The sequence below is a fragment of the Mesorhizobium sp. genome, assembly GCF_004962245.1.
GTDB lineage: Bacteria > Pseudomonadota > Alphaproteobacteria > Rhizobiales > Rhizobiaceae > Mesorhizobium.
The window spans coordinates 24,578-51,171 of record NZ_SUHQ01000010.1; the positions used below are offsets into that span (position 1 = coordinate 24,578).

Consider the following 26,594-nt stretch of genomic DNA (forward strand, 5'->3'; position numbering starts at 1 on the left):
GGTGACGCCATGACCGACTACATCATCGTTGGCGCCGGCCCGGCCGGCTGCGTCCTGGCCAACCGGCTGAGCGAAGATCCGTCGCATCGGGTGCTGTTGCTCGAAGCCGGTGGCAAGGACTGGCATCCACTGATCCATATGCCCGCCGGCTTCGCCAAGATGACCAAGGGCATCGCCTCCTGGGGTTGGTCGACTGTGCCGCAGAAGCACATGAAGGACCGCGTCTTCTGGTACACGCAGGCCAAGGTGATCGGCGGCGGCTCCTCCATCAACGCCCAGATCTACACGCGCGGCAATGCCCGAGATTACGACGCCTGGGAAAAGGAAGAGGGCCTTTCCGGCTGGGGCTATCGCGACGTGCTGCCCTATTTCAAGCGGGCCGAGAACAACCAGCGCTACGCCAACGATTTTCACGGCGATCAGGGCCCGCTCGGCGTCTCGAACCCGATTGCGCCGCTGCCGATCTGCGAGGCCTATTTCCGCGCCGGACAGGAGATGGGCATCCCGTTCAATCCCGACTTCAACGGAGCAACCCAAGAGGGCGTCGGCTACTATCAGCTGACGCAGAAAGATGCCAGGCGCTCCTCCGCCTCGGTCGCCTATCTCAGGCCGATCCGCGAGCGCAAGAACCTGACGATCAGGACCGGCGCGCTGGTGACGCGCATCGTCATCGACAAGGGCCGCGCCGTCGGTGTCGAAATCGTCAACAGGCCGGGCGCCCAGCCGACGATCCTGCGCGCCGAGCGCGAGGTGATCGTCTCGTCCGGCGCCATCGGCTCACCGAAGCTCCTGATGCAGTCAGGCATCGGCCCAGCCGACCATCTGAAATCGGTCGGCGTGACGCCGGTGCACGATCTGCCCGGCGTCGGCTCCAACCTGCAGGACCATCTCGACCTGTTCGTCATCGCCGAATGCACCGGCGACCACACCTACGACAACTACGCCAAGCTGCACCGGACGGTATGGGCCGGCCTGCAATATCTGCTGCTGAAGAAGGGACCGGTTGCGTCAAGCCTGTTCGAGACCGGCGGCTTCTGGTACGCCGACCCGACCGCCGCCTCGCCCGACATCCAGTTCCACCTCGGACTCGGTTCCGGCATCGAGGCCGGCGTCGAGAAACTCAGGAATCCGGGCGTGACGTTGAACTCGGCTTTCCTGCGCCCGCGCTCGCGCGGCACGGTGCGGCTGAACAGCGCCGACCCGGCCGATTACCCGCTGATCGATCCGAATTACTGGTCCGATCCCTACGACCGCGACATGTCGATCAAGGGCCTAAGGCTGGCGCGCGAGATCATGCGGCAGAAGGCGCTTGCTCCCTATGTGCTGCGCGAGGTGTTGCCGGGGCCGACACTCACCAGCGACGACGAGCTGTTCGACTATGCCTGCCGCAGTTCCAAGACCGACCACCATCCCGTCGGCACCTGCCGCATGGGCCATGACGACATGAGCGTGGTAACGCCCGACCTCAGGCTGCGCGGCATTGAAGGCCTGCGCGTCTGCGACGCATCGGTGATGCCGCGCATACCCTCCTCCAACACCAATGCGCCGACCATTATGGTCGGCGAAAAAGGCGCCGATCTGATCCTTGGGCACGAGTCGCTGCCGCCGGCCGTGTTTTCAGGCAACCACAGCGCCGCGCGTCCTATGGACGCGCAAAGGACGCTGTAGCACTTTGATCTGCGCATGATCCTTTACCGAAAACCGATTCCGGTTTTCGGGGTCATGCGCTACGCAGCACAGGAAGAAAAAGAGAAAAAATGATCAGGCACTGTGTTTTCGTCAGGTTCCGCGACGACGTCGACGCCACCGAGCGCGCGGCGATCCATGCCGACCTCGAGGCGCTGCGGCGGGTGGTCGACGGCATGGGCAAGGTCGAATTCAGCGCCAACACCAGCCCGGAACCGTTCGCGCGGTTTCACGCACGGCTTCACCATCGACTTCCGCGATGCCGCCGCACGCGACGCCTATCTGGTGCATGACGATCACAGCCGAGCTGGCGCCCGGCTGGTCGCGGCGCTTGAAGGCGGCACCGACGGGCTGATGGTGTTCGATCTGGAGATAAGCGTTTAGCCTATCCAAGCCTCAGCGCGACGACGCCGGCAACGATGCTGAGCACGGCGGCACCCCGCCAGGCCGTCATCTTCTCGCCGAGCGCAAACACCGAGATCATCATGGCGAACAGGATCGAGGTTTCGCGCAGCGCCGCGACCGAGGCGATTGGCGCCTTGGTCATCGCCCACATCACGATCCAGTAGGCGGCCCCGCTGAGCACGCCGGTATACACGCCCGCCTTCCAGTCGCGCGCCAGCACCGGCAGCGCCTTTGGCCCGCGGAAGATCAGGCACAGCACGAGCGCCCACAGCGCATCGCAAACGAATAGCCATGCGGCATAGCTCGAGGCCGTCGCGGCCAGCCGCGCACCGCTGCCGTCGGACAGCGTGTAGCTGGCGATAAAGATCGAGGTGCCCAGCGCAAAGCCGACCGCGCGCAGGTTTAGCCGCTCCAGATGAGCGCCGCCGCGAAACGACAGCACCAGCGTGCCGGCCGACAGCAGAACAATGCCGAGAATGGCCAGCGGCGCCGGAACTTCGGCGACGACCACCATGCCACCAAGTGCCGCAAGCAGCGGCGCGGTGCCGCGCGCCAGCGGATAGGTCTGGGCGAAATCGCCGGCCTTGTAGGCGCCGATCAGGAACGTCCTGTAGCCCATATGGAAGATCACCGAGGCGATGATGTACGGCCACACCTCGGCTTTCGGCACCTCGACGAAAGGCAATGCCAAAAGTGCAACACCGCCCATGCCGAGCGTCATCAGCGTGATCGACAGGAAGCGGTCGAGATGGACCTTGACCAGCGCGTTCCACATCGCGTGCATGGCGGCGGCGGCAAGCACCGCGAAGAAGACGAACAAGGTCATAGGTGACTCATCCGCCTCCGGTCCCTGTCGCGAACGGCGTTTCCAGGTCGATGTCGACCCGCAGCGGAAAATGGTCGGAGGTGATTTCGCCGATATCGGCACCGACCGAGCGCACGCGTCCGGCGAGCATGCCGCCGACGAAGCAATGGTCGAGTCGTCGCTTCGTCAGCCTGCCGTCGATTGCCTTCACATGGGTGTGGAAATCCGACGTCGGTTCGCCGGCGACAGCGGCGGCATCGACAAAACCGTCGAGATAGGCAGCGCCCCGATGATAGGGCGTGCTGCCGACGATGCGCCGGTACTCGGTGCTGCCCGGCTCCATGTTGAAATCGCCCATCCAGATCGCCGCCAGCGGGTTTTCCGGCTCCGGCTCGCCATTGCTCCAGTTGCGCACGGGCTCATCGTCGGCGCCGCTCCACGGGCCGCCGTCGATTGGTGCCCGGCGATGTTCGGCGAGCAGGTAGTCGATCTGCTCCAGCCGCTCTTCGGCGGCGATATGCGCGAGATGCAGTGACAGTACCCGCACCGGACCGGCCGGGGTGCGGATCATGCATTCGAGCGCCGCGTTGCGGGTGTTGAGCGGACGCACTGTGCGGCGCAGCGGTAGCGTGTGCAGGCGCGACCAGACGATCGGCAGCTTCGACAGCACCATGGTGCCGAATTGCCGCCGCCGGTTGACGACGCGGCCGTCACGCCGCTCGCTGGCGTCCATGTCGAAGGCTGGGCCATAGACGCAATAGTATTCGGGCAGCAGCCGCGAGAGGATGTCCGGCTGGTCGTCCTCGTTACTGCGCAGCCAGTGCCGCTCCACTTCCTGCAACGCGATGATGTCGGCGCCGGCGACGACCTTGGCGCAGCGCGCGAGATCGTAGCGACCGTCGCCGCCGAACCCGTACTGGATGTTGTAGCTGACGAGCTTCATTGCTTAACCGGCTCAATTTCGTGATGGCAGTAGCGGTTTGGCGGATTTGTTGCAATGCGCCTGGCGAATGGGGAGAGCTTGGGCCAGAAATGTTTCCTCCTGCCTTGGCAGAAGAATCACGCAAGGTTCTAAAGCGTTGAAGGGTTTCTTGCTCGCCGGAAAACGACACACGCGGCGGCGCACCTCGGCGCGGTCGAGGTGATCAGGACGGGGGGTCCTGCTGGACTTAAGCATACTGGACAAGGAGGCCGACAACGGGTGCCGGCCAGATTGGCAATCGAACGGTATGTATGATTACTGCAATCCGTGCCCGCCCTGGATCAGGGGATCTTGGTGTCGGTCTGCCGGTAGCGGAACTTGGTGTCGGTGAGGCCCGCCGCATCCGACAGCTCCGCTGCAAGCAAGTGCGCCACCATAATGTCGAGAATGCCGCGGGCGATCCGGTTCTCCTCGGCGGGCACGCGCAGCACCGTCAGCTTGCCCTTGTCGTCGATGTCGCCATTCGCGGTGATCAGGACGACCGGGCAGCCGAGTCCATCGAGCTGTTCGGCAAGGCGCACTTCGCGACCGTCGCCAATGACAACGACGCCCGTGGTGGCGTCCATCGATTCCATCGGGCCGTGCAGATAGTGACGCGTATCGGTGGCACCAGCCGGAATGCGCGAGGCTTCACGGATCAGCAAGGAGGCGCCATCGGCGGTGCCGAGCGACGAGACGGCACCGACACAATCGATAGCACGGCGGGCGGCGAACAATTCGCCGATGTGCTTCATCTTGGTCGCGGCGCGGCCAAGCAGGTCGGCCACTTTGCCCGGCAGCGCGTCCCAGTCGGTCGCTGTCGCGCCGCAAAGGCTTTCGGTGAGCAGCCCGGCGGCAGCAAGCGACCCGGTATAGCCGGTGCTGGAGGGCGTCGCATCGTTGCCATTGTCGAGCTTGATATGGCGACCTGCGGCCAACGCCAGCGGGCTCGTCTCACCCTTTGTGATGGCCAGCGCCGGCACGCCTGCTTGCGCCTTCAGCGCATCGACAGTCTCCACGCTACGGCCACGATGCGACATTGCGATAATGGCGTCGGCGACATCTGTGCCGTCGATCATGTCAACAGCGCGCATGGCGACCGCACGACGACCGCGCCTTGCCAATTCGCCAGCCACGACGACCGATGCAGCGTAGCTCGCACCAATGCCGGTCACCGCGACAAGGCCGGAGCTGAACGGGGATAGATCGACGCTTGCCAATCCCTGACGGGCCGACCGGATGCAGGCTGCGATGGATTCCGGTTGGCGTGCGACTTCGGAGCGATAGCTCATATGGTGCCTTTCTTTGCTTTTTGCGTGTGGCTTGTCGTCAGACTATGGCGCGGCAACTATTGCGTGGCTGGGACCCAATCCTCGGCCATCGCCTCCGCCATGCGGCAGGCGCCTTCGACGGGCGGTCCATGAAAGATCCTTGCAGCGAGAGTTCCCCGCGACTGGACCTCGATTTCGGCCAGGAACGCCGCAGCAAGCGACTCCTGCGCGACCATCACCCCGCCCCCGGCCACCACCATGTCGGCAGCCGCGCCATTGTGCTTCAGGCGCATCGCCAGCTCAGCGAGATGACGCGCGCCATCGCGGATCACCTTGCCTGCCAGTTTGGAGCCTTGCTCACACGCCGCAAAAACAAGCGGCGCGTGGTATCCGAGGGCCGCTGCCCCGCCCTGGCGCGCGATCGAACTGCCGACGCGGGCGGCGCTCCTGATCCCGAAGGCTTCGAAGAAGAGGCGCACCAGGGGTTCGTCGAACGAACCGCCGCAATCCAGATGCAGGCTGATCGCGCGGCCCGCCTCACGCACCAGCCCCGCAGCGCTGCCTTCGTCGCCGATAACCCAGCCCCAGCCGCCGGCAACCATCATGCCGCGTGAGGCGTCGCGGCAGACGGCGATCGAACCGGTTCCGGCGACCAGCCCGATCTGCCGCTCATAACCGAGCGCCGCGGGCAGCAGTTCCGCGTCGTTGACGACCTTGACGGAACAGGTCGCACGGCGTGCAAGGGCTGCCTCGAAGGCTTCGCATTCGGAGGTGTCGTCGCAGCCATGCGCGCCAACGGCGAGCGCTGCCACGTGCCCACCCTCGACCAGCTGCTTGACGTTTTCGAGCAGTGCCGCGGCGTCCCTGTCCCAGTCACGGACCCGCCAATCGGCCGTCGGCATGACAAGCTCGCGAGCGGTACCGGCAGCATCGCAGGCACGCAGATGAGTCTTGGTGCCGCCAATATCGATTCCAACTCTGATCAACGGATTCCTCCAGGCAATTGCAGCGCGCAGACTGCTCGGCATGCTACAGTTTCCCCGCAGCGCGGGGCGCATTGTCAGGCAATTCGGTCAAGCGCTTCTGATCCGCTCGCCGTTCGTGCCGAACAGCAGCACACCGGCCGGGTCGAGCTTCACGAAACACTCGGTACTACTGCCCCTGTGGCGAGCCTTGCTGCTGCGCACGACAAGCCGCTCGCCCGTGGGCAGGTCGGTGTGGATGAAGGTGACGTCGCCGAGCTCTTCGACGAATGCGACCTTGGCGGCGAGGATGTCGGTCGTGCCGGCGTCTTGCGCGATGTCTATATGCTCGGTGCGAACGCCGAGTTCGACCTCACGAATGTCGGCGTCGAAATTGCGAAACGGCAATTCCAGCCTGGAACAGCCGCCGAGATCCGACAGGGTGATGGCGTCGGTCCGCACCGCTTCCACCTTGGCCTTGATGAAGTTCATCTTCGGCGAGCCGATGAAGCCGGCTACGAACTTGTTGTCCGGATCGTCATAGAGGCCGAGCGGTGTGCCGTGCTGCTGGATGATGCCACCGTTCATCACCACCATCTTGTCGGCAAGCGTCATTGCTTCGACCTGGTCGTGGGTGACGTAGATCATCGTCGTGCCAAGCTTGGCATGCAGCTGGATCAGTTCCGCGCGCATCTGGACACGCAACTCGGTGTCGAGGTTCGACAACGGCTCGTCGAACAGGAACACCTTCGGCTCGCGCACGATGGCGCGGCCGATCGCCACCCGCTGTTTCTGACCGCCGGAAAGCTCGCCAGGCCGGCGATCGAGCAGCCTTTCCAGCCGCAGGATAGCGGCGGCGCGGCCGACCTTCTCCTTGATAACGGCCTTCGGCTCGCGCGCCATGGTCAGGCTGAACGCCATGTTCTGGAATGCCGTCATATGCGGATAAAGCGCATAGGACTGGAACACCATGGCAACGCCGCGCTTGGCCGGATCGACGCGATTGACCACCTTGCCCTCGAGCCTGATCTCGCCGGTCGGCGCTTCCTCGAGGCCGGAAATCATCCGCAGCAAGGTCGACTTGCCGCAACCGGACGGGCCAACGAAGACCACGAACTCGCCGGACGCGATCGACAGGTTGACGTCGCGCAGCACTTCCACCGCGCCGTAGGATTTCGAGACGTTGATGATTTGGAGATCAGCCATGCCAATGCCTTTGTTGATGTTCGGATTCGGAGCTTCGCGGGACGGAGCCGCTCAGCCCTTGGAGCCGGACATCGCGATGCCTTCAACGATCTTGCGTTGGAAGAGCAGGAAGAAGATGAGCGGCGGAAGTGCCGCAAGCAGGTTCGCCGCCATGACGATGTCGACGGTCACATGCGAGAACGGCGCATTGAACAGACCGACAACCTGCCCGACCGTGTACATTTGCGGACTGGGTGCCACGATAAGCGGCCAGATGAAGTTACCCCAGGTCTGCATGAAGATGAGAATGGCGAGCGTCACCAGCGCATTCTTGGACATCGGCAAAGCGATGTGACGGTAGATCTGAAAATGGCTGGCGCCATCGAGCCGGGCCGCTTCGATCATCTCGCGCGGGATCGTCCGCATGAACTGAATCAGCATGAAGAGGCCGAACGCGGAGGCGAGCCCGGGGACCACCAGTCCTTGCATGGTGTTCAGCCAGCCGAGATTGGCCGTCAAGAGATAGGTCGGAATCAGGGTGACCGCCGTCGGCACCATCAGCGAAAGCATCACGATCACAAACATCGGCCGCTTGCCGGGAAATTCGAACAGCGCGAATTCGAACGCCGCCATCGAACCAATCAGAAGCACGCCGGCAATCGTCAAAAGGCTGTAGGTGATCGAAATGTAGTAGGCGTGCAAATAGCTGGTTTCACTGAGGATCGTGTCGATCTTGGCAATGCCGGCGCTGAGCGATGTCGGCAGCAGGCGCGGATTGATCGACACCGGAACACCCGGCTCGGCGAACACCACGTTGATCATCCAGATGATCGGGAAGACAGCGACGACGGCGACGCAGATGGCGACGGTCCATTTCAGCACTGTCCAGATCGACAGGTCCAGCGCATAGCCCGGCGCCGCGGTTCGGATGAGCCCGACGTCGGTCGTCATGGCTGGTGGCCTTTCTTGCGCAGTGCGAACATCACCGCTGTCACGCTGACGATGACGGTGGTCAGGATGAAACCGTAGGCTGCCGCCTGGCCGAACTTCAGTTCGCCGAAGCCGCGGCCCATCATGTCCATGACCGGAAACAGCAGCGCGTTCTGGCGGCCGCCATACTGGGAGAAGGACGACCCGGTCAGCAGCCATGGTGTGTCGAAGACCTGAAGGGCGGAGATCACGCCATAGGTCGTGACAAAGAACAGCACCGGATAAAGCATGGGAATCGTGATGTAGAAAATCTCCTGCAACTTGCTCGCACCGTCGAGGCGGGCCGCCTCGTAATATTGCCTGGGGATGTTCTTCATGCCGGCGAGGATGATGACCATGTTGAAGCCGGCCGAAACCCAGACATCGACCGCGATGAGCGAATAGAGCATCGTCGATGTGTCGTTGAGGAACTGAACCGAGGGCAAACCGAAGAAGCCGCGGGTGGTGTTCAGGAGGCCGATATTAGGCGTGTAGATCCAGCGCCAGATCGTCGCCGCCAGAAACATCGGCAGGACGACCGGCATAAAGAAGATGCTGCGGAAGAAGTTCTGCCAAAAGCCCTTGAAGCTGTCGACCAGCAACGCAAGGCAGAAGGCGACCGCGATGCCGACGGGCACGGTGATGATGATGTAGGATCCGAGATTCCACATCGCCTTGGAGAAATCGCGCGAATGAACGATGCGCTGGTAGTTGGCCAGGCCAACGAAGCGGGACGTTGTCGTCGCGTTCCAGTCGTAGAAGGAATAAACGAAGCCGCTGACGATCGGGTAGAGGAAGAACACCGCAAAGAGGGCCAGGAACGGAAACACCATCAGAAGGTGGGGGATATGTTTCTTGTCGAACATGGTTGTCCTCGATGCGGTCTTCCGGCCAGGTGGGAGGTCCTGGCCGGAAGGTCGGCAGGCTGGGCGTCAGCCGCCGGCCAGGCACTCGTTGAGCTCTTCGACAAGCTCCTTGGCACCGTCTTGCGGAGTGACCCCGCCATCGGCGACCGTCTGGGCATTGTCGGTCAGGATGGAGCGGTAGCAGTTTGGATAAGCGCCCTTGAAATAGGGCGGCATGCCGTCGATCGCGTTTGCCGCCGCCTTGTTGGTGATGGCGATCAGCGGGTCGCTGGCGACCGAAGGATCCGCCATTGCCGCCGCGCTGGCATTGTATCGCGAGAGCAGTTTCGCCCAGCGCAGCATCTGCTCCTTGGCGGTGACGTAGGCCGCGAATTCGAACGCAACCTGCGCATTCTTGTTTGGTGCGACACCGATGAACTCATAACCCTTGATGCCGCCATAGTCGCCTTCAGCCTTGCCGGGCACCAGCACGTAATCATACTTCAGGCCGGAGGTCTTGGCTGCTTCCGCATAGGTCGGGTTGACCCAGGGGCCGACCAGATGGAAGGCGAGCTGGTTCGAGATGAACAGATCCTTGGTCGCCTGGTCGTTGCGGCTGGTGCCGCTGGTGTATGGCTGCATGTCGACGAACATCTGCAACGTTTGCGCATATTTCGCTTCATTGACCTTGGTCTTCTTGGTCTCGAAATCCGCACCCCACTCGTCAGGCGTCGCAACGCCCGAATAGGTATCGACGATCGACTGCCAGGCCTGGGTCTGGTCCGGTACGGCGTATTTGCCGGAGGCCTTGACCTTCTCCATCTGCGACAGCCAGTCGGCCCAATCCTTGATCGGCGCCGCGGCGTCGACGCCGGCATCCTTCAGGACGGTCAGGTTGCGGAACATGAAGGAGCCGTAACCAGTATAGGGCAGGCAATACATCGTTTCGGGCTTGGGCGAGCACATCGCGATAAGGGCCGGATCGAACGATTGGCGATACTCCTTTGGCATCGCCATGAATTCGGCATAGATGTTCTTGAGCACGCCGGCCTCGACCAGCGTGGCACCGACATTGACGCCGTTCATGAACACGTCGGGAAGGTTCCCGGAGGCAGCCCCCGTAACCTGGCCGGTCGTCAGATCGTCGTCACCCTTGCCGGAGATGTTGATGGTGACGTTCGGGTGGGTCTTGCGGAATTCCTCGATAAAGGCCTGCTGAAGCTTGAGCGCCTCACCCTGGGCGAAATCCGAATAGACCCAATATTCCAGGGTTACGGGTTCCTGTGCGCGAGCCCCGCTGATCGTTGCGGCCGTGGCAAGCGCGAGGGCGCAGGCCGCATGCATGTAACGTGTCGAAATCATTCAGACCTCCATTGATGGTTTACGAGTTCCCGATCGAGACATGGCCGGATCGACCCAAGGCGCTTCTGCTTCTTATTATGTTACGCACCTTAACAAACAAATTCGAACCCGCAAGTGGGAGTCGCACAAAATTGTTCATAGAGCGACTGGAGGGTAGCGGCGAGGGTCCGGTGGCGACGGATTACTTGCCGACGAGCAACTCGCACGCATGGTCGGCGGCTATCTTCTCGATGCCGAGCACGGTTGCGTCGACGCCGAGGCTGCTGGCATGGATCTCCGTCGGATAGCTCAGCCTGTCGACGGTCTCGCGAACATAAGGAAGCATGATCGCATTGTCGCCGATGCCGCCGCCGAGCACCACAATTCCAGGGTCGATGACGCCGACGCAGGCCGACACGATGGCGCCGATGTCCTCGGCATGACGCTTCACCTGGGCAAGGGCAGCGGCATGCCCCTCGCCGGCCAGCGCAAAGAGCGTCGCCGCGTCGGCGGGTGCCGCCCCGGCATCCTGCGGCCACGCTGCACGCGTTCGCTGCATCAGCGCCTCGGCGCCGACATAGTCCTCCAGCCCGGCATTCTGGGGCCGCAGGCCGGGTCCCCACGGGAACGGCAGATGACCGATCTCGCCGGCCGCGCCGCTGCGGCCGCGGATCAAGCGGCCGCCAAGCACCACGCCCATGCCGATCTTCAGGCCGATCTGGATATAGGCGAAATCCTCCAGGCCCTGCGCGACCCCATGGCTCTGCTCCGCCAGTGCAGCGCAGTTGACATTGTTCTCGAGCAGGAGCGGGACACCGTCGGGCGGCGTAAAATGCGAGAACAGGTTCTCCTGCCCGGTCGCCGCCCGGGCAGCATTGTCGGCAACGACGCGGGAAGGCAGTGCGATGCCGAGAGCGCGCAACTTTCCCCAACCCGGCTCCGTCAGCGCCAATGTCGCCTCGACCTCCTCGGCGACAGCCTGGCTGATCTCGGCGCCAAGGTGGCGCTGGTTGGACGACAGCCGATAGACACGATGATGAAGAAGCCGCCGGTCGAGCGTGGCGACGCGCGTGCGCACATGGGTCGAACCGGCATCGATCGCCACCACATGGCCAGCGCCGGGGCCCAGCCGGTACATCGCTGCCTTGCGACCAAGCGGACCCTGCACTTCGCCGATCTTCTCGACATAGCCAGCCGCAAAGAGCTCGGCGATCGAGGAAGACAATGTCGGCCGCGACAGGCCAAGCGTCGAACCGAGCTGAGGCCGCGTCGCCGGGCCCGATTGGAAAAGCGTGCGGAACACGGAACGCGCGCTGGACGTGAAGGCAGCCCGGATGTCAGCCTCGCTCAACTGTTTTTGCTTCACACGGCCTTCCTAAAGTTAACTGGCTTGACAAAATCTATAGATGAGGCAATCCAGAACATCAAATCGATTGTCCTCGCGCAGACTGCCTGAAACCTGGCCAACTGAAAATCCTTGGGCAGCCGACAGCGCAAACCAACGGTGGAAAGTGCCTGCATGAGCAGTGGTCGCAACGATCTGGAAATAGGCTACGACGTGCCGGCCGCGATAGGCGACGCGGTCGAGGATATTCAGACACCGGCTCTGGTCATCGACCTCGACGCTTTCGAGCGGAATGTTGAGCGCATGCGTTGCCATATCGAAAGCATGGACGTTCGGCTGCGCGCCCATGCCAAGACCCACAAATCCGCCGACATCGCCCTCTTCCAGATCGCCAAGGGCGGCGCCTGTGGCGTCTGCTGCCAGAAAGTGTCGGAGGCCGAGGCCTTGGTGCGCGGCGGCGTCAGGGACATCCTCGTCTCCAACCAGGTCACCGGCCCGCTCAAGGTCGAGCGGCTGGCACGACTTGCCGGCAGAGCGCGCATCATCGTCTGCGTCGATGACGCCACCAACGTCGCTGCGCTGTCGAAGGCGGCACAGAGCGTCGGCTCCACGATCGAAGTCCTTGTCGAGATCGATTGCGGCGCCCGCCGCTGCGGTGTTCAGCCGGGTGTGCCGGCGGCCGATCTCGCGCGCTGCGTCGCAGCGACGCCCAACCTCGTGTTTTCCGGTCTTCAAGCCTACCACGGCAGTGCGCAGCATATCGTCGATCCGGTCGAGCGCCGGGCGGCGATCGCCTCGGCGATTGAAATGACACGCGACACGGTGCGTCTTCTGGCCGAACACGGTCTCGAATGCGCGATCGTCGGCGGGGCCGGCACGGGCAGCTTCGACATGGAAGGGTGCTCAGGTGTCTACAACGAATTGCAGTGCGGCTCCTACATCTTCATGGACGCCGATTATGGTCGGGTCCGCGACGATGACGGCGGCATGGTCGGTGGGTTCGAACACGCGCTCTTCGTGTTGACGTCGGTCATGAGCAAGACGGCGCCGACACGTGCCGTGTGCGACGCCGGCCTCAAGGCGTTGGCCGTCGACAGCGGCCTCCCGCTGATTTTCGACCGGCCCGGGATTGCCTATGCCGCAGCCAATGACGAGCATGGCAAGATCGACGATCCGGGCAACCGGCTCGCCATCAACGACCGGCTGCTCCTGGTGCCGGGGCATTGCGATCCGACCTGCAATTTGCACGATTGGTTTGTCGGCGTTCGCAACGGGAAGGTCGAGACGTTGTGGCCGGTAACGGCGCGCGGAAAGCTCTATTGACGTCCCTTGCGGACATTCTGGATTTGGCTGCGGCCGAAATCGACAAAAGGCGCTAAGTCGTCAGCGGCTGGAATCGTCCGGGCGGAGAAGCGGCCAATTCCGACCAGTCGATTTCTTCTTCCAGGCGATGATACGCTTCGTCGCCGATCGTCCCGTCGCTGCGCAGCCGTTCCAGCGCATCACGCTGGCTCTTGATGGCATACAACCGCAACCTGTCATACTCGGTCGCCGCCTGGGCATCCTCCGGGTTTTCGGCGATTATGCGCTGCGCGGTAAATTGCTCGCGCACCGCTGCCGCGGCATTCGATGTCTTGCCGCTCAGGACGTCCAGCGCGGCCTGCATGATGACGACGCGTGCCTGCGCGACTTCGAGGTCGACCGTCTGGTCAGGGTCGAGACGAAGCAAGCGCAGCAGCGGCTTGAGACTCATGCCTTGCAGCACCAATGTGCCGAGGACGACTGAGAAGGCGGCGAGCACGATCGGGTCGCGGGCCGGAAAGTCGGCCGACAAGGCGAACGCTGCGGCGAGGGTGACCAGGCCGCGCATGCCGCACCAGCCGATCAGCACACCGCCGCGAAACGACGGGGCTTCGGCCTGCCGGGCCGCGTCGCCAAAGCTGGCAAGCCACCTCATGATCGCGCCGCATCCCAACACCCAGACGAAGCGCGAAACGATGACGACGGCCAGCACGGCCGCGGCGAAGACGAAGGCCTCGCCCTGCCCCTGCTCGGCAAGCCGGCCGACGATCGATCGTGCCTGAAGGCCCATCAGGACGAAGGCCAGCACGTTGAGCACGAAGACCGCCGTCTCCCAGACCGAGTAGGAGCTGACGCGATTTCTGGCCGGCATCCGACGCGGCGCGGTGCGCGCGATGGTCATGGCATAGACGACGATGGTTATGATGGCGGAGAGCCCGATCCTGTCGGCCAGGATCCAGACGCCAAATGTCCCGGCGAACTGCACCACCGTGCCACTTGCCGGATCTCTGATGTGACCGAGTGTGGCCAGAAACAATCGGCCGAGCGCGTAGCCGGCCGCAAGGCTGCCGACAGTCGACAGCAGGATCGTTGGAACGGCGCTGCTCAGAAGGACGGAGCCGATGGTTGCCGAAACCGCCATCCGGTAGATCAGGAGAGCGGTGGCATCGTTGAGCAGGCTTTCGCCCTGCAGGATGGCGGTGATGCGATGCGGCACCTTGAACTGTCCAAGCACGGCCGACGCTGCGACGGCATCGGGCGGCGCGACGATGGCGCCGAGGGCGATGGCCGCGGCGAGAGGCAGGCCTGCCATTGTCCAGCCGAACAGTGCCACGGTCGCGGTGGTGAAAACGACGGCACCGAGCGCCAGCAAGAAGAGCGGCAGCCTGTAGCGATTGAGGTCGCGCAGCGATGTGTCGTAGGCCGCGTCGAGAAGCACCGGCGCGACGAACAGGGCAAGCGCCAGTTCCGGGTCGATCTCGATCGTCGGTGCGAAGGGCAGGAAGGCAATGCCGGCGCCCGCCAGCGCCAGCAAGGAAGGATAGGGAATCTGGAGACGCCGCGACAGCGCCGTCAGCGCGACGGCTATCAGCAGGAGAACGAGGGTCAGCTCGAAAAGCGCCATGCCTTATCGTAGCCGTGAAGTGGCATTGTTGGCAGGGGCAAAGCGGCAAGATGCTGTTGATTGTCCAGCAGGTTCGTGCTGCCTGGCAGTAGAGATCGGATCGTCCCGGGCAGATCGCATGCTTTTGGAGATTGGCCGAGATGCTGAGGCTCTAACCTCGTTCCCTGCATCCCGCCCTAGTGCAGCACCAGCATGTCGCCCGACGAGAAGGAAATCTCGGCCTTTTCGCCGACGGCCGGCGGCGGGGTCGCCGGGCTGTTGAACGTGTCGAGCGACACCGTGCTGCCGCCGATGCCGACGCGAACCCGGATGACCGAGCCGAGGAAATGTACTTCGGCGATCTCGCCCGAAAGGCTGGAATCGCGGCCGGGATGGCGGCCGAGCGAAATCGCCTCGGGCCGCAGCGCCAGCGACAGCGTGTCGCCGGATTTGGAGCCATTGAGCTTGCCCTTCAGCGAGACCTCTTGCGCGTTGACGCGCACCTTGCCCGATGCCGCGTCGGTGACGGTGCCTTCGAGCACGTTCAGCGTGCCGACGAAATTGGCGACGAACTTGGTCGCCGGCCGGTTGTAGATCTCGAACGGCGTGCCGACCTGCTCGGCCTTGCCGCCATACATGACGGCGATGCGGTCGGAGATCGACAGCGCCTCTTCCTGGTCGTGGGTGACGAAGATGGTGGTGATGCCGAGTTTCTTCTGGATCGAGCGGATTTCCTCGCGCAACGACACGCGCACCTTGGCGTCGAGCGCCGACAACGGCTCGTCGAGCAGCAAGAGCTTCGGCTTTGGCGCAATCGCCCGCGCCAGCGCGATACGCTGCTGCTGGCCGCCGGAGAGCTGATAGGGATAGCGGTCGCCCATCTGCGGCAGCTTGATGAGGTCGAGCATCTCGGCGACGCGCCTGTCGGCATCGGCCTTGGGCATGCCCGCGACCTTCAGCCCGAAGCCGATGTTCTGCGCCACGGTCAGGTTCGGGAACAGCGCATAGGCCTGGAACACCATGCCGACATTGCGCTGGTTGGGCTTGAGCCGGGTGATGTCCTTGCCGGCCACCACGATCTTGCCGGCGCTCGGCTCCTCGAAGCCGGCGACCATGCGCAGCACTGTCGTCTTGCCGCAGCCCGATGGCCCGAGGAAGGAGACGAACTCGCCCGGCTCGACGTCGAGGTTGAAGTCCTGGACCACGGTGGTGGCGCCGAAGGATTTTCGCACCTGCTGGATTGAGAGGAATGGCTCGGCCATGGCTTTTTCTTTCGGTCAGTACTTTCGATCAGTTTGGGCGGTTCGCCGATCTCGGCGCAAAACGCGACAGGATCTGGATCAGCGACATGCAGCCCCAGGTGATGGCGAACGAAATGATCGCCAGTGCCGACGGCTCATATGCACTGTTGGCGCCGATGTTCTGCAGATAGGGGCCGAAGGCTGGGCGGTTCAACAGCGAGGCCATGGTGAACTCGCCGATGACGATGGCAAAACTCAGGAACGCGCCGGATAAAACGGCGATCAGTACGTTCGGCAGGATGATGCGGGCGATGATGGTGGTCCAGCCGGCGCCGAGGATTTGTGCGGCTTCGGTGAGCGTTCTCACATCGATGGTCCTGAGACCGGTATCGACCGCCCGGTACATATAAGGCAGCGCCAGCACCGCATAGCCGATGACCAGCAGAACATCGGTGCCGCGCGCTGTCGCCAGAAACGGCAACGCCGAATTCGAACCGAACATTCTGATGTAGCCGAAGACGATGACGATAGCGGGAATAACCAGCGGCAGCAGAGTAATGAACTCTACGACCGGCCGCAGATTCGGTAGCCGCAACCGAATCCAGTAGGCCGTCGGGACAACGAGGAGAACGCCCAAAAGAATGGTGAAGACTGCCACAACGACGGAGTAGGTAAATGTCGTCTGGAAATTCGGATCTTCGAAGACTGAGCGGTAGGCGTCAAAGGAGTATTCCCCGCGCCGCTTACGCAAGGAGAATTCAAAGGTCGCCAAAAGCGGCAGGATAAAATAGGCGGTTCCCACGCCAAAAACGAGCCAAGCCCAAAAGCGGCTGCCTTGCTTCATTTCAGCCACCGTTCGGCTCGCCGTTGGAACAAGATATAGAAGAGGTTGGCCAGGCCGGTGATGACGATCATGCCGAATGCAAGCGCATAGCCTAGATTCGGATTGTAAAGCACGTCGCCGCGAATCTGCGCGAACAGCTGGATTGGCACGATGTTGAGTGACGGTCCCGTCAGTGCATAGGCCGTGGCGACTGCTCCGAACGCGTTGGCAAAGAGGAGGACGGTCGTACCGAGAAAACTCGGCCATAAGACCGGGATGACGACCATGCGCCAATATTGCCAATTGGTTGCGCCGAGCGTGGCGGCGGCTTCGCCCCATTCCTTCTTCAACCCATCGACCGCCGGTGTGATGATGACGATCATCAATGGAATCTGGAAATAGAGGTAGGTGAGGATCAGGCCCCAGAACGAAAAGATACTGAAGCCGAGCGAATAGATGTTAATGCCGAAAATGTCTCGCAAAAGGATCGTCGCCACTCCGAGCCGACCTAGCGTCGCGATGAACGAGAATGCCAGCGGCACGCCGGCGAAATTCGAGGCGACGCCCGAGAAGGTCAAGGTTGCCGAGCGTAACCACGACGGCAAGCCTCCGCGAACAGCTGCCACTGCCATTGCTAGGCCGATCAGGGCGCCAAGGGCCGCAGAAACAAAGCTGATCTGAATGGATACCAAATAGGCCGCGGCGAGCTTGGGTTGCGACAACGCTATGATGTTGTCGAACGTATAGTCGCCGGCTGCATTTTTGAACGCGCCCGCGATCAGCCCTACCGTTGGCAAGATCAGAAAGACCAGCGCGAAAACGAAGAACGGAGTTACGCCTAACCAATGCAGTGGCAGCCGAAAGCGGCTGATCTCCGGTGCGCCAGGACTGACGCTGGCTGTCTGGGACATAGTGGAGTCTGCCATGGGATTCCCGAAGTTTGGCATAGGGCGCCGGGCGGCGAACCGGCCGGCGCCCTATGAATTACTTCACGACGGCGCCAACGATGGCATCCCAGTTCGTGCTAATTTCCTTCTTGGCAGCGTTCTGTTCCTCCAAGGTAGGGAACACCGCTTTTTCGTAATTCTCGGCCGCCGGCAGCTTGTCCAGCATCTCCTTCGGGATCGCGCCCTTCTTGGCGAGGTCATTGAAGCGGATCGGGTGGCAGTAGCCCTTCAGCCAACCGAGCTGGCCTTCGTCTGAATAGAGATACTCCATCCACAACTTGGCGGCATTCGGATGCGGCGCATAGGCGCTGATCGCCTGTACGTAGACGCCTGCAACCACCGCTCCCTTTGGCACAACGATTTCGATTTCCGGATTGCCGGCCATCTTGTCGCGCATGGCAAGCAGGTTGTAGTCCCAGTTCATCACGATCGGCGTCGTGCCCTGAGCGACAGCTGCCGCTTCAGCGTCGACCGGCACGAAGTTGCCGGCATCGTTGAGCTGCTTGAAGAACTGCAGACCCTTGGCGGCGGCGTCCTGGCCGCCGGTACCGCCAGCCGCGAGGCCCGAAGCGTAGACCGACATGACGGCGTTGTTCGACGTGCGCGGGTCACCGGCGAGCGCCACCGAGTTGGCATATTCCGGCTTCTGCAGGTCAGCCCAGTCCTGTGGTGCGTTCTGCACGACGGCCTTGTTCACGCCGAAGGCGAGCACGCCGTAGTAATCGCCGTACCAGTAGCCATCGGCATCCTTGGCGCTGTCAGGGATCGTATCCCAGGTCGACACCTTGTAGGGTTGGATCAGGTCATCGGCCTTGGCGGACGGGCCAAAAGACAGGCCGACGTCGATGACATCAGGCGCCTGCGGGCCTTTATTGTCCTTGTTGGCCTTGATCGCCTCGATCTCGTCGCCGGAGCCGGCATCGGGATTGAGCTCGTTGATGGTGATTTCCGGATACTTCGCCTTGAAGCCGGCGATAACGTCGCCGTAGCCGCACCAGCTGTGCGGCAGCGCGATGGTGGTGAGCTGGCCTTCCGCCTTGGCGGCGGCGACCAGTTCATCCATGGACTGAGCCGACGAGATGGCAGAGGTCGCCATCAGGGCGACGGCCGAAAGGGAAAGCACTTTTCCCGTGAATTTGAACATGTGTTCTCTCCGTTGAACTGACGCCGTTGGACGCCTGCGATGCGGTATCGTTTTCGTGTGACAGCCAGATGAAAGCTTTGTGAAAGCGATGCCCTGCAGTACGAAAAAGTAACTCTTTTTAACCGGCTGTAGCAATCGCTCTGCGATTCTTTTTCCGGCTAACGAATTTCTGCCTTGCCTGCCATCCTTTCCCCCTTTCTTTGCCCTCGGTTCCCAGATCAATTTCCGGCGCGAAAACCGTCTCAGACGGTGCCGGCAATGGCGTTTTCGAGCAGCGTCAGCGCCGCCTTCCTGGTCAGCTTGACCGGGTTGCCGCCGGCGGTCGGATCGACCACCGCCATGTCGGCGATCAGGCCCTTGCGCTTCTTGTCCATGTCGAGCCCCTTGATCAGGCCCGGCAGCGCATGCGGCACCTTCAGCTCCTTGCGCAGCTTGATGACCGCCCTGGCGAAACCGTCGAAGCCGCCCTTGATGCCGCAATAGGCGGCGAGCCGGGCGATGCGCACCTCGATGGCGTCGCGGTTGAAGGCCAGCACATAGGGCATGAACACGGCGTTGGTCATGCCGTGATGGGTGTCATAGAGCGCACCGATCGGATGCGACAGCGAGTGGATGGCGCCCAGCCCCTTCTGGAAGGCGGCGGCCCCCATGGCGGCAGCGCTCATCATGTGAGCGCGGGCGACGAGATCCTTGCCGTTGGCATAGGCCTTCGGCAGGTTCTCGAAGACGAGCCGCACGCCTTCGACAGCGATGCCGTCGGCCATCGGATGATAGCCCGGCGCGCAATAGGCCTCGAGGCAATGGGCGAGCGCATCCATGCCGGTGCCGGCGGTGATGAAGCCCGGCATGCCGACCGACAGTTCCGGATCGGCGATGACGATCGCCGGCAAGAGTTTCGGATGGAAGATGACCTTCTTGGTGTGGGTCGCCTCATTGGTGACGACACCGGCGCGGCCGACTTCCGAGCCGGTGCCGGCCGTGGTCGGCACGGCGATGATCGGCGCGATCGCATCGGAGTTGGCGCGCGTCCACCAGTCGCCGACATCCTCGAAATCCCAGACCGGCCGCGTCTGGCCGGCCTGGAAGGCGATCAGCTTGCCGAGGTCGAGCGCCGAGCCGCCGCCGAAGGCGATGACGCCGTCATGCTTGCCCTTCTTGAACACCGCAATGCCGGCGGTCAGGTTGGAGTCCACCGGGTTCGGCTTCACCTCGGAAAACACGCCGTAGGGCACCTTTGCATCGTCGAGGATCTTCAAGGTCGAAGCGACGACCGGCAGCTTCGCCAGCCCCGGATCGGTGACGAAGAGCGGCCGCTTGATGCCGGTGGCATCAAGCACATCAGGCAATTCCTTGATGCGCCCGGCACCGAAGCGCACGGTTGTTGGGTAGTTCCATTTGGAAATGAGTTTTGTCATTTTGTTCTTTCGGAAAATCAGATCGCTTCACGCAGATGATATGATTTCGGCCTGGTCAGATTGTCGTAGCCGATGGCCGACAGCGCGGCGCCCTTGCCGGTGTCCTTGACCCCGGTCCAGACCAGCGCCGGGTCGAGATAGTCGCAGCGGTTCATGAACACGGTGCCGGTCTCGACGCGGTCGCCGATCGCCACCGCATGCTCGGTGTCACCGGTCCAGATCGAGGCCGTCAGCCCATAGGGGCTGTCGTTCATCAGGGCGATTGCCTCCTCGTCGTTGCGCACCTTCATGATGCCGACAATCGGCCCGAAGCTTTCTTCGCGCATGACGCTCATCTGGTGGTCGACTTGGGTCAGCACTTCCGGCGCAAGATAGGGCGAGCCGGCCATGTCGTTGGCGACCTTCATGTTGATATGCGCGTTGGCGCCCTTACGCAGCGCCTCGGCCTTCTGCTCACGGATCAGGTCGGCGAAGCGCGCCTGCGCCATCGGTCCCATCGTCGTCGCCTGCTCCAGCGGATTGCCGACGACGTAGTTCTTCGTTTCGGCGATGAAGCCTTCGACGAATTCGTCATAGACCTTCTCGTGCACATAGACGCGCTCGATGCCGCAGCAGCACTGGCCGGAATTGTAGAAGGCGCCATCGACCAGATTGGCGACGGCATGGTCCATCTTGGCATCGGCCAGGACATAGGCCGGGTCCTTGCCGCCGAGTTCGAGGCCGAGCGTCATGAAGGTGCCAGCCGCGGCTTTTTCGATGGCGCGGCCGCCGGCAACCGAGCCGGTGAAATTGACATGGTCGATCTTGCCTGAACCGAGCAGCTTTTCGGTCTGGGCGTGGTTCATGACGAGGTTCTGGAACAGGCCCTTGGGCAAGCCAGCCTTGTCGAATGCCTGTTGAAAGCGTTCGCCGACAAGAAGCGTCTGCGCCGCGTGCTTGAGGATGACGGCACTGCCGGCCATCAACGCCGGCACGATGGTGTTGACGGCGGTGAGATAGGGATAGTTCCACGGCGCGATCACCATGACCACGCCGAGCGGCACCTTCTTCACATAGCGGCGAAACCCGTCCTTGGGATTGGAAGCCATCACCGGCTTGAGTGCCGCTTCGGCGATCTCGACCATGTAATTGGTGCGTTCCTTGACGCCGCCGAACTCGCCGCCATAACGCACCGGACGGCCCATCTGCCAGGCGATCTCCGGCACGATCTCGTCGGTCATGGCGACCAGCGCTTCCAGCATGGCGAGCATATACTTGCCGCGCTCGACGATCGGTGTCTCAGCCCATTTTTCCTGCGCCGCTTTGGCGCGCTCGACCGCGGCGTTGATCGCCTGGTCCGTGGCTACAGGCCGCTCGGCATAGATCGAACCATCGACGGGGGATTTTATTTTGACCGTTTCGGTCATTACCTTGAGTCCTCGCAGTTTATGACAATCTTGGTTTTGAGCCGCCACCCTTCCGGCATCAAAGGCCGAACGGCAGCACTGGCGTAGTTTAGTACCGCTCGAACCCCCTGTGCAGTTCCCAGTCCGTAATCCGGCGGTCGTATTCGAACTGCTCCCACCGCGCGGTGTGCACGTAATGTTCGAGCACGTCGTCGCCGAGCGCCTGCTTGAGCATTTTCGACTTCGCCAGCGTCTCGGTCGCGTCGCGCAGTGTCTTTGGGATCTCCGGCAGGCGCGACGCCTGATAGGCATCGCCGACAAAGGGCTTTTGCAGTTCGAGTTTTTCGTCGATGCCGGCAAGACCGGCCGCGATCAGCGCCGCGAAGGCGAGGTAGGGATTCAAATCGGCGCCGCCGATGCGGCACTCCATGCGGATGCCCTTGGTGCCCTCGCCGCACAGGCGGAAACCGGCGGTGCGGTTGTCCTCGCTCCACATGATCTTGGTCGGCGCGAAGGTGCCGGCCTGGAAGCGCTTGTAGGAATTGATGTAGGGCGCCAGGAACCAGGTAAATTCCTTGGCATATTTGAGCTGGCCGGCCGCCCATTGCTGGCCGAGCGTCGACAGCGTCCAGTCAGCCTTCTTGTCGTAGAACAGCGGCGTCTTGCCGTCGGCGCTCCACAGCGAATTGTGGATGTGGCTGGAATTGCCGGCGAGCCCGTAATTGTACTTGGCCATGAACGAGATCGCCTTGCCTTCGGACTCGGCGATTTCCTTGGCGCCGTTCTTCAGGATGACGTGGCGGTCGGCCATGTCGAGCGCCGCGGCATAGCGCACATTGATCTCTTCCTGGCCCGGACCCCACTCACCCTTGGAATTCTCGATCGGAATGCCGGCCGCCTCCATCTCGTTGCGCAGCCGGCGCATGACGCCTTCTTCCTTGGTGGTGATGCCGATCTGATAATCGCCGATATAGGGCGAAGCGGTATCGAGGCCCTGCCAGTGCTTCTTGCGGGCGGAATCGTAGGTCTCGCTGAACAGGTAGAATTCGAGCTCGGAAGCGAAATAACCGATATAGCCACGTTCGCTCAGCCGCTTGACCTGCTTCTTCAGGATGGCGCGCGGCGAATGCGGCAGGTCGTCATGGGTGTGATGGTCGAGCACGTCGCAGATCACCAGCGCCGTCTTTTCGAGCCACGGGATGCGCCGCAGCGTCGACAGATCAGGCTTCATGACGAAGTCGCCATAGCCCTTCGACCAGCTCGCCGCCTTGTAGCCGGGCACCGGTTCCATATCGATGTCGGCGGCCAGCAGATAGTTGCAGCCATGCGTCTCGTCATGGGCGGAATCGACGAAATACTGTGCCAGGAACCGCTTTCCCGCGAGCCGGCCCTGCATGTCGACGATGCAGGCCAGCACCGTGTCGATCTCGCCGCTGGAGACCGCCTTCTTCAACTGATCGAACGAGAAATTTCCGGCCATTCCTTCACGCTCCGCCGCCTTATGGCGCTTCGAGAGTTCAAATCTGGACCCGGCCGCGGGGAAGCGGCCGGGTGTTTTTTGGGGGTCCGAGACAGGTCAGGCTTTCTGCGCGTGCTCCAGCGCGAACTCTTCTTCCGGCGACAGGATCAGCTTGTGACGGCCGATCAGCCCGAAATAGACGATCGCGATGGCGAACCACAGTGCCACCCACACCACGCCCTTGGTGAAGTTCGCGTCCTGAATCTGATAGAGCAGAGTGACCACGCCAATGACGATCGTCAGGACGGCGCCCGGGATACCAAGCGGGCTGCGATAGGGACGTTCCATGTTCGGCTGGTTCCGGCGTAGCATGATGAAGGACACCGCCTGCAGGATGTAAGAGAACATGGCGCCGAACACTGCCATGTTCAGCAACACCGAGCCGATGAGCGACCCGGCGGCATCGCCGCCAAGCGCGAACCACATGATCAGCATGATGCCAAGGCCGACGATAGCGCCCGCGAACATCGCCACATGCGGCGTCTTGTGGGATTTGTGAGTCACCGACAGCGCGGACGGGAAATAGCCGGCGCGGCTCAGCGAATAGACCTGGCGGCCCATGGCGAAGATGATGGTATGGAAGCTGGCGATCAGTCCAATCAGCGCGATGAGGCCAAGCAGCACTGCGCCCGAGTCGCCATAGATCGCCCGGAACCCGTCAAGCAAAGGTTCGGCGGACGTGGCGAGCTTGAAGGAGCCGACTCCGACGACCGACGGGTTGAGCAGCACGATCATGAACGCCGAGACCATCAGCGTCAGCATGCCGGCGATAATGCCGCGCGGCATGTCACGCTTGGGGTCGACCGATTCTTCCGCCGCCAGCGGAAGCTGCTCGATCGCCAGGAACAGCCACACCGCGAAGGGCAGCGTCGCCAGCACGCCCGAGAAGCCAAACGGGAACATCGAGCCGTTGCCTTCGGGGAGCTCCATCGCCGCTCCGTCCGGGCCGACGCCGATGTTCAGCGCCCAGCGCGAAAAGTCCATGCTCGGGATGGCGCTGATCCAGAATATGACCAGCACGGCGAGCGACAGCAGCGTGACGATCAGGGTGACGCGGAAGGACAGCGCGACGCCGAAAACATTCAACGCCAGGAACAGGACATAGGTCACCAGCCACCACATTGGCGGCCAGACGCTTGAGTCGGGAAAGGCGACCGACCAGATGCCTCCCATATAGGAGCCAATGAAAAAGGCGATGACGGCGGGCGTCACGACATACTCGACATTTTCGCAAAGCCCGGTGATGAAGCCGCCCCACGGCCCCATGGCCGTCCGGGCGAAGGAGTATGCAGCGCCGGTGTGCGGCAAAGCCGGGCTCATCTCGGCGATCGAGAAGACGAGGCCAATGTACATGATGGCGATGATGATGCCGGCCACCAGCATGCCGCCCCAGCCGCCTGTCCCGAAACCGAAATTCCAGCCCGAGAAATGTCCGGATATGACGGCGCCGACGCCGAGCGCCCACAAATGCCAGACATTGGCATGACGCACGAGTTGTCGGTCTTCGAAATAGGATTTGTCGCGCGTCGCATAGGCGACGCTGCCGACTTGCTTCGTATCACCGCTAGCCATTGGAAAGTCCCCTTCTTGTCAGTTGACCGGTTCCACCGGATGGCCGAGCCCGCGCCGGCCGGATCCCTGGGATCCGGATGATGGCTCGAGATCGGAAAAAATGCCCGTGAGCAGATCCGCCCATTTTCGCTGCCCGGCTTCGTCGGATATTTCATCGTTGCGGATTTCGATCATCGCGCAGGCAAGGCCGCGCGAGCGTGCGTGCCGCTCCAGCGTGAAATAGACGCGGTCGGCCGGCGAATAGGGTTCGTTGATACCGACATTGATGCCTGCGAGCCGCTTCAGCGCGGCAATCAGCGGTGACGCCAACCGGCGGTCCTCGTCATGAATGATGCCGATGTGCCAGGGCCGGCTCTTGCCCTTGTAGACAGGCGTGAAGGAATGGACGGATACCAGACGGGTCTCCACTCCGCGCGCCAGCCTTTTGTCGATGATACTCGCGACCGCGTCATGGAAGGGCTGCCACGACAAGGCGATGCGCGCGGCGCGCTGCTTTTCCGACAGGCCGGCATTGCCCGGAATGGCCGTGGTTTCGCTGATCGCCGATATCAGGTCAGGCGCGTCGAGCGAGCGGTTGCAGTCGATCACCAGGCGCGAAATGCGGGTTTCGACCAGCGTCGCGTCAAGCGCCTCGGCCATGCGGCGGGCGACCGGCAGCGCGCCGGGATCCCAGGCGATGTGGCGGGAGAGCTCTTCGGCAGCAAGGCCGAGCGTTCCGAATTCCGGCGGCAGGAAGTTGGAGGCGTGATCGCAGGTCAGCACGAAAGGGCTTGATCCGCCCGAGTTCGTCACCCTCACGGTTTCAGACGATGCAAGGCTGGCGGGCCGTGCTGTCTCCATTGGTAGCAGTCCCCGGGGAGCGCTGTATCGTATGTTACGTATTTTGCCTCATTGCGTCCCTATGGATGATTTCATACAGTTTGACCGGTTTTGTCAAATGCGATTTCGGCAAAACAGCCAGGGGTGGGGAAAAGATGATTTCCAGCATTGCCGAACTGATCTCGGACCGTATCGGCACGATGCCGGCAGGCGAGCGTCGCGCCGCACAGACGCTGATCGCCAACTACCCGCTGATCGGCCTGAAGACGGCCGCCGAGTTCTCAGCTGCCGCCGGCGTCTCCTCGCCGACGATCCTGCGTTTCGTCGCCCGGCTCGGCTTCCAGAATTACCCGGAATTCCAGTCAACGCTGCAGGACGAGCTGGCGGCGCAATTGCAGTCGCCGGCATCGCGGACGCTCAATCCGTCGTCGTTGGGCGGAAGCGCGGTGTCGCCGATGCTGGAGGCGACGCTCGACAACATGCGCGAGACGTTCAGACACCTGTCCGACAAACAGCTTGCCGACATCGTCGCAAAGCTTGCCGACCGGCGCGGCAAGACGTACCTGATCGGCGGCCGCTTCACCGACCCGCTGGCACGCTACATGGCCGCCCACCTCGCCATCGTCCAGCCCAACGTCTTTCACCTGGCCGGGCAGGAGAGCATCTGGCGCGACCGGCTGATCGACATGGGCAAGCGCGACGTGCTGGTGATCTTCGACATCAGGCGCTACCAGGACAGCCTTGTCCGCTTTGCCGAAACGGCGCATCAGCGCGGCGTGCAGATCGTGCTGTTCACCGACCAGTGGCTGTCGCCGATCGCCCGCTTCGCCCGCCATGTCATCGCCGGGCGCACCGCCGTGCCCTCGGCCTGGGACTCCTCGGCGGCCCTTTTCGTCGTTGCCGAAACCCTGATCGGCGCCGTCACCCGGCAGCTCGAGGCCGACAGCGCCAAACGCATCCGCGAGTTGGAAAGCCTGCGGTAAAACCGACGCGACTTGAACCGGGACCTGCGGCTGGGGTCGTCCGGAACGCAGCGGCCCGCACCTGCG

Annotated in this window: 22 protein-coding genes and 1 pseudogene; 4 read left to right on the top strand and 19 right to left on the bottom strand. The window is 62.7% G+C overall.

The features are described from left to right. The first annotated feature begins 9 nt into the window (after positions 1–9). Positions 10–1,668 (top strand): choline dehydrogenase, encoded by a 1,659-nt coding sequence (locus E5X88_RS12495; protein WP_292161589.1) that lies wholly within the window; start codon positions 10–12, stop codon positions 1,666–1,668. Between the two features lie 89 nt (positions 1,669–1,757). After that, positions 1,758–2,070, top strand: a pseudogene (locus E5X88_RS12500) (Dabb family protein). A gap of 1 nt (position 2,071) precedes the next feature. On the opposite strand, the gene E5X88_RS12505 reads toward E5X88_RS12500, so the two are convergent. From E5X88_RS12505 to E5X88_RS12545, 9 genes are all read right to left on the bottom strand, one after another. Next, the gene (locus E5X88_RS12505; protein ID WP_292161590.1) at positions 2,072–2,917 is read right to left on the bottom strand and encodes an EamA family transporter; all 846 of its coding nucleotides are present in this window, start codon (positions 2,915–2,917) and stop codon (positions 2,072–2,074) included. A gap of 7 nt (positions 2,918–2,924) precedes the next feature. After that, positions 2,925–3,839, bottom strand: coding sequence for an endonuclease/exonuclease/phosphatase family protein (locus tag E5X88_RS12510; protein WP_292161592.1), 915 nt, complete (start codon positions 3,837–3,839; stop codon positions 2,925–2,927). A gap of 320 nt (positions 3,840–4,159) precedes the next feature. Further along, positions 4,160–5,149 carry an SIS domain-containing protein gene (locus E5X88_RS12515; protein ID WP_292161595.1) on the bottom strand — a complete coding sequence of 330 codons (990 nt, stop codon included), beginning with the start codon at positions 5,147–5,149 and terminating at the stop codon, positions 4,160–4,162. A 56-nt stretch (positions 5,150–5,205) separates the two neighbouring features. Next, the gene (locus E5X88_RS12520; RefSeq protein ID WP_292161597.1) at positions 5,206–6,114 is read right to left on the bottom strand and encodes a sugar kinase; all 909 of its coding nucleotides are present in this window, start codon (positions 6,112–6,114) and stop codon (positions 5,206–5,208) included. Positions 6,115–6,201: 87 nt separating this feature from the next. Continuing rightward, positions 6,202–7,296, bottom strand: coding sequence for an ABC transporter ATP-binding protein (locus tag E5X88_RS12525; protein ID WP_292161599.1), 1,095 nt, complete (start codon positions 7,294–7,296; stop codon positions 6,202–6,204). A gap of 51 nt (positions 7,297–7,347) precedes the next feature. Beyond that, on the bottom strand, positions 7,348–8,226 hold the full coding sequence (locus E5X88_RS12530) for a carbohydrate ABC transporter permease (RefSeq protein ID WP_292161602.1): 879 nt from the start codon (positions 8,224–8,226) through the stop codon (positions 7,348–7,350). Then, entirely contained in the window at positions 8,223–9,110 is an 888-nt protein-coding gene (locus E5X88_RS12535) for a carbohydrate ABC transporter permease (RefSeq protein ID WP_292161603.1), read from the bottom strand. Before E5X88_RS12535 ends, E5X88_RS12530 begins: the two co-directional genes overlap by 4 nt. Positions 9,111–9,176: 66 nt before the next feature. Further along, positions 9,177–10,451: an extracellular solute-binding protein gene (locus E5X88_RS12540; RefSeq protein WP_292161604.1), complete on the bottom strand. Its 1,275-nt coding sequence runs from the start codon at positions 10,449–10,451 to the stop codon at positions 9,177–9,179. 181 nt (positions 10,452–10,632) lie between these two features. Then, a complete protein-coding gene (locus E5X88_RS12545) occupies positions 10,633–11,796 on the bottom strand; it encodes an ROK family transcriptional regulator (protein ID WP_292161605.1) in 1,164 nt (387 codons plus the stop codon). Positions 11,797–11,949: 153 nt separating this feature from the next. Here E5X88_RS12545 and E5X88_RS12550 point away from each other — a divergent pair, with 153 nt between their 5' ends. Then, on the top strand, positions 11,950–13,098 hold the full coding sequence (locus E5X88_RS12550; RefSeq protein ID WP_292161607.1) for a DSD1 family PLP-dependent enzyme: 1,149 nt from the start codon (positions 11,950–11,952) through the stop codon (positions 13,096–13,098). A gap of 52 nt (positions 13,099–13,150) precedes the next feature. On the opposite strand, the gene E5X88_RS12555 is transcribed toward E5X88_RS12550, so the two are convergent. From E5X88_RS12555 to E5X88_RS12600, 10 genes are all read right to left on the bottom strand, one after another. Beyond that, complete coding sequence (locus E5X88_RS12555; protein WP_292161610.1) at positions 13,151–14,701, bottom strand: sodium:proton antiporter; 1,551 nt, start codon at positions 14,699–14,701, stop codon at positions 13,151–13,153. Positions 14,702–14,877: 176 nt separating this feature from the next. Further along, positions 14,878–15,942, bottom strand: coding sequence for an ABC transporter ATP-binding protein (locus tag E5X88_RS12560; protein ID WP_145720683.1), 1,065 nt, complete (start codon positions 15,940–15,942; stop codon positions 14,878–14,880). Positions 15,943–15,970: 28 nt separating this feature from the next. After that, positions 15,971–16,765, bottom strand: coding sequence for an ABC transporter permease (locus tag E5X88_RS12565; RefSeq protein WP_292161865.1), 795 nt, complete (start codon positions 16,763–16,765; stop codon positions 15,971–15,973). Then, positions 16,762–17,655, bottom strand: a complete 894-nt coding sequence (locus E5X88_RS12570; protein ID WP_292161613.1) for an ABC transporter permease subunit — start codon at positions 17,653–17,655, stop codon at positions 16,762–16,764. Before E5X88_RS12570 ends, E5X88_RS12565 begins: the two co-directional genes overlap by 4 nt. Before the next feature lie 73 nt (positions 17,656–17,728). After that, the gene (locus E5X88_RS12575; RefSeq protein WP_292161614.1) at positions 17,729–18,835 is read right to left on the bottom strand and encodes an ABC transporter substrate-binding protein; all 1,107 of its coding nucleotides are present in this window, start codon (positions 18,833–18,835) and stop codon (positions 17,729–17,731) included. Between the two features lie 242 nt (positions 18,836–19,077). Further along, positions 19,078–20,250: an iron-containing alcohol dehydrogenase gene (locus tag E5X88_RS12580; protein ID WP_292161615.1), complete on the bottom strand. Its 1,173-nt coding sequence runs from the start codon at positions 20,248–20,250 to the stop codon at positions 19,078–19,080. Between the two features lie 17 nt (positions 20,251–20,267). Beyond that, entirely contained in the window at positions 20,268–21,656 is a 1,389-nt protein-coding gene (locus E5X88_RS12585; RefSeq protein ID WP_292161616.1) for an aldehyde dehydrogenase family protein, read from the bottom strand. Positions 21,657–21,744: 88 nt separating this feature from the next. Next, on the bottom strand, positions 21,745–23,115 hold the full coding sequence (locus E5X88_RS12590; RefSeq protein ID WP_292161617.1) for a glutamine synthetase family protein: 1,371 nt from the start codon (positions 23,113–23,115) through the stop codon (positions 21,745–21,747). A gap of 96 nt (positions 23,116–23,211) precedes the next feature. After that, the gene (locus tag E5X88_RS12595; protein ID WP_292161619.1) at positions 23,212–24,726 is read right to left on the bottom strand and encodes an amino acid permease; all 1,515 of its coding nucleotides are present in this window, start codon (positions 24,724–24,726) and stop codon (positions 23,212–23,214) included. An 18-nt stretch (positions 24,727–24,744) separates the two neighbouring features. Continuing rightward, a complete protein-coding gene (locus E5X88_RS12600) occupies positions 24,745–25,566 on the bottom strand; it encodes an N-formylglutamate amidohydrolase (RefSeq protein WP_292161621.1) in 822 nt (273 codons plus the stop codon). 134 nt (positions 25,567–25,700) lie between these two features. Between E5X88_RS12600 and E5X88_RS12605 the strand changes: the two genes are divergently transcribed. After that, positions 25,701–26,528, top strand: a complete 828-nt coding sequence (locus E5X88_RS12605) for a MurR/RpiR family transcriptional regulator (RefSeq protein ID WP_292161623.1) — start codon at positions 25,701–25,703, stop codon at positions 26,526–26,528. Positions 26,529–26,594: the final 66 nt, after the last annotated feature.

What these genes read in the sequence shown, in the direction of transcription:
- E5X88_RS12535 (WP_292161603.1), bottom strand. Translation starts at nt 9,110, where the DNA reads ATGTTCGACAAGAAACATATCCCCCACCTTCTGATGGTGTTTCCGTTC.
- E5X88_RS12495 (WP_292161589.1), top strand. Translation starts at nt 10, where the DNA reads ATGACCGACTACATCATCGTTGGCGCCGGCCCGGCCGGCTGCGTCCTG.
- E5X88_RS12605 (WP_292161623.1), top strand. Translation starts at nt 25,701, where the DNA reads ATGATTTCCAGCATTGCCGAACTGATCTCGGACCGTATCGGCACGATG.
- E5X88_RS12580 (WP_292161615.1), bottom strand. Translation starts at nt 20,250, where the DNA reads ATGACAAAACTCATTTCCAAATGGAACTACCCAACAACCGTGCGCTTC.
- E5X88_RS12560 (WP_145720683.1), bottom strand. Translation starts at nt 15,942, where the DNA reads ATGGCCGAGCCATTCCTCTCAATCCAGCAGGTGCGAAAATCCTTCGGC.
- E5X88_RS12570 (WP_292161613.1), bottom strand. Translation starts at nt 17,655, where the DNA reads ATGTCCCAGACAGCCAGCGTCAGTCCTGGCGCACCGGAGATCAGCCGC.
- E5X88_RS12600 (WP_292161621.1), bottom strand. Translation starts at nt 25,566, where the DNA reads ATGGAGACAGCACGGCCCGCCAGCCTTGCATCGTCTGAAACCGTGAGG.
- E5X88_RS12555 (WP_292161610.1), bottom strand. Translation starts at nt 14,701, where the DNA reads ATGGCGCTTTTCGAGCTGACCCTCGTTCTCCTGCTGATAGCCGTCGCG.
- E5X88_RS12505 (WP_292161590.1), bottom strand. Translation starts at nt 2,917, where the DNA reads ATGACCTTGTTCGTCTTCTTCGCGGTGCTTGCCGCCGCCGCCATGCAC.
- E5X88_RS12510 (WP_292161592.1), bottom strand. Translation starts at nt 3,839, where the DNA reads ATGAAGCTCGTCAGCTACAACATCCAGTACGGGTTCGGCGGCGACGGT.
- E5X88_RS12590 (WP_292161617.1), bottom strand. Translation starts at nt 23,115, where the DNA reads ATGGCCGGAAATTTCTCGTTCGATCAGTTGAAGAAGGCGGTCTCCAGC.
- E5X88_RS12525 (WP_292161599.1), bottom strand. Translation starts at nt 7,296, where the DNA reads ATGGCTGATCTCCAAATCATCAACGTCTCGAAATCCTACGGCGCGGTG.
- E5X88_RS12550 (WP_292161607.1), top strand. Translation starts at nt 11,950, where the DNA reads ATGAGCAGTGGTCGCAACGATCTGGAAATAGGCTACGACGTGCCGGCC.
- E5X88_RS12565 (WP_292161865.1), bottom strand. Translation starts at nt 16,765, where the DNA reads ATGAAGCAAGGCAGCCGCTTTTGGGCTTGGCTCGTTTTTGGCGTGGGA.
- E5X88_RS12585 (WP_292161616.1), bottom strand. Translation starts at nt 21,656, where the DNA reads ATGACCGAAACGGTCAAAATAAAATCCCCCGTCGATGGTTCGATCTAT.
- E5X88_RS12595 (WP_292161619.1), bottom strand. Translation starts at nt 24,726, where the DNA reads ATGGCTAGCGGTGATACGAAGCAAGTCGGCAGCGTCGCCTATGCGACG.
- E5X88_RS12575 (WP_292161614.1), bottom strand. Translation starts at nt 18,835, where the DNA reads ATGTTCAAATTCACGGGAAAAGTGCTTTCCCTTTCGGCCGTCGCCCTG.
- E5X88_RS12540 (WP_292161604.1), bottom strand. Translation starts at nt 10,451, where the DNA reads ATGATTTCGACACGTTACATGCATGCGGCCTGCGCCCTCGCGCTTGCC.
- E5X88_RS12515 (WP_292161595.1), bottom strand. Translation starts at nt 5,149, where the DNA reads ATGAGCTATCGCTCCGAAGTCGCACGCCAACCGGAATCCATCGCAGCC.
- E5X88_RS12530 (WP_292161602.1), bottom strand. Translation starts at nt 8,226, where the DNA reads ATGACGACCGACGTCGGGCTCATCCGAACCGCGGCGCCGGGCTATGCG.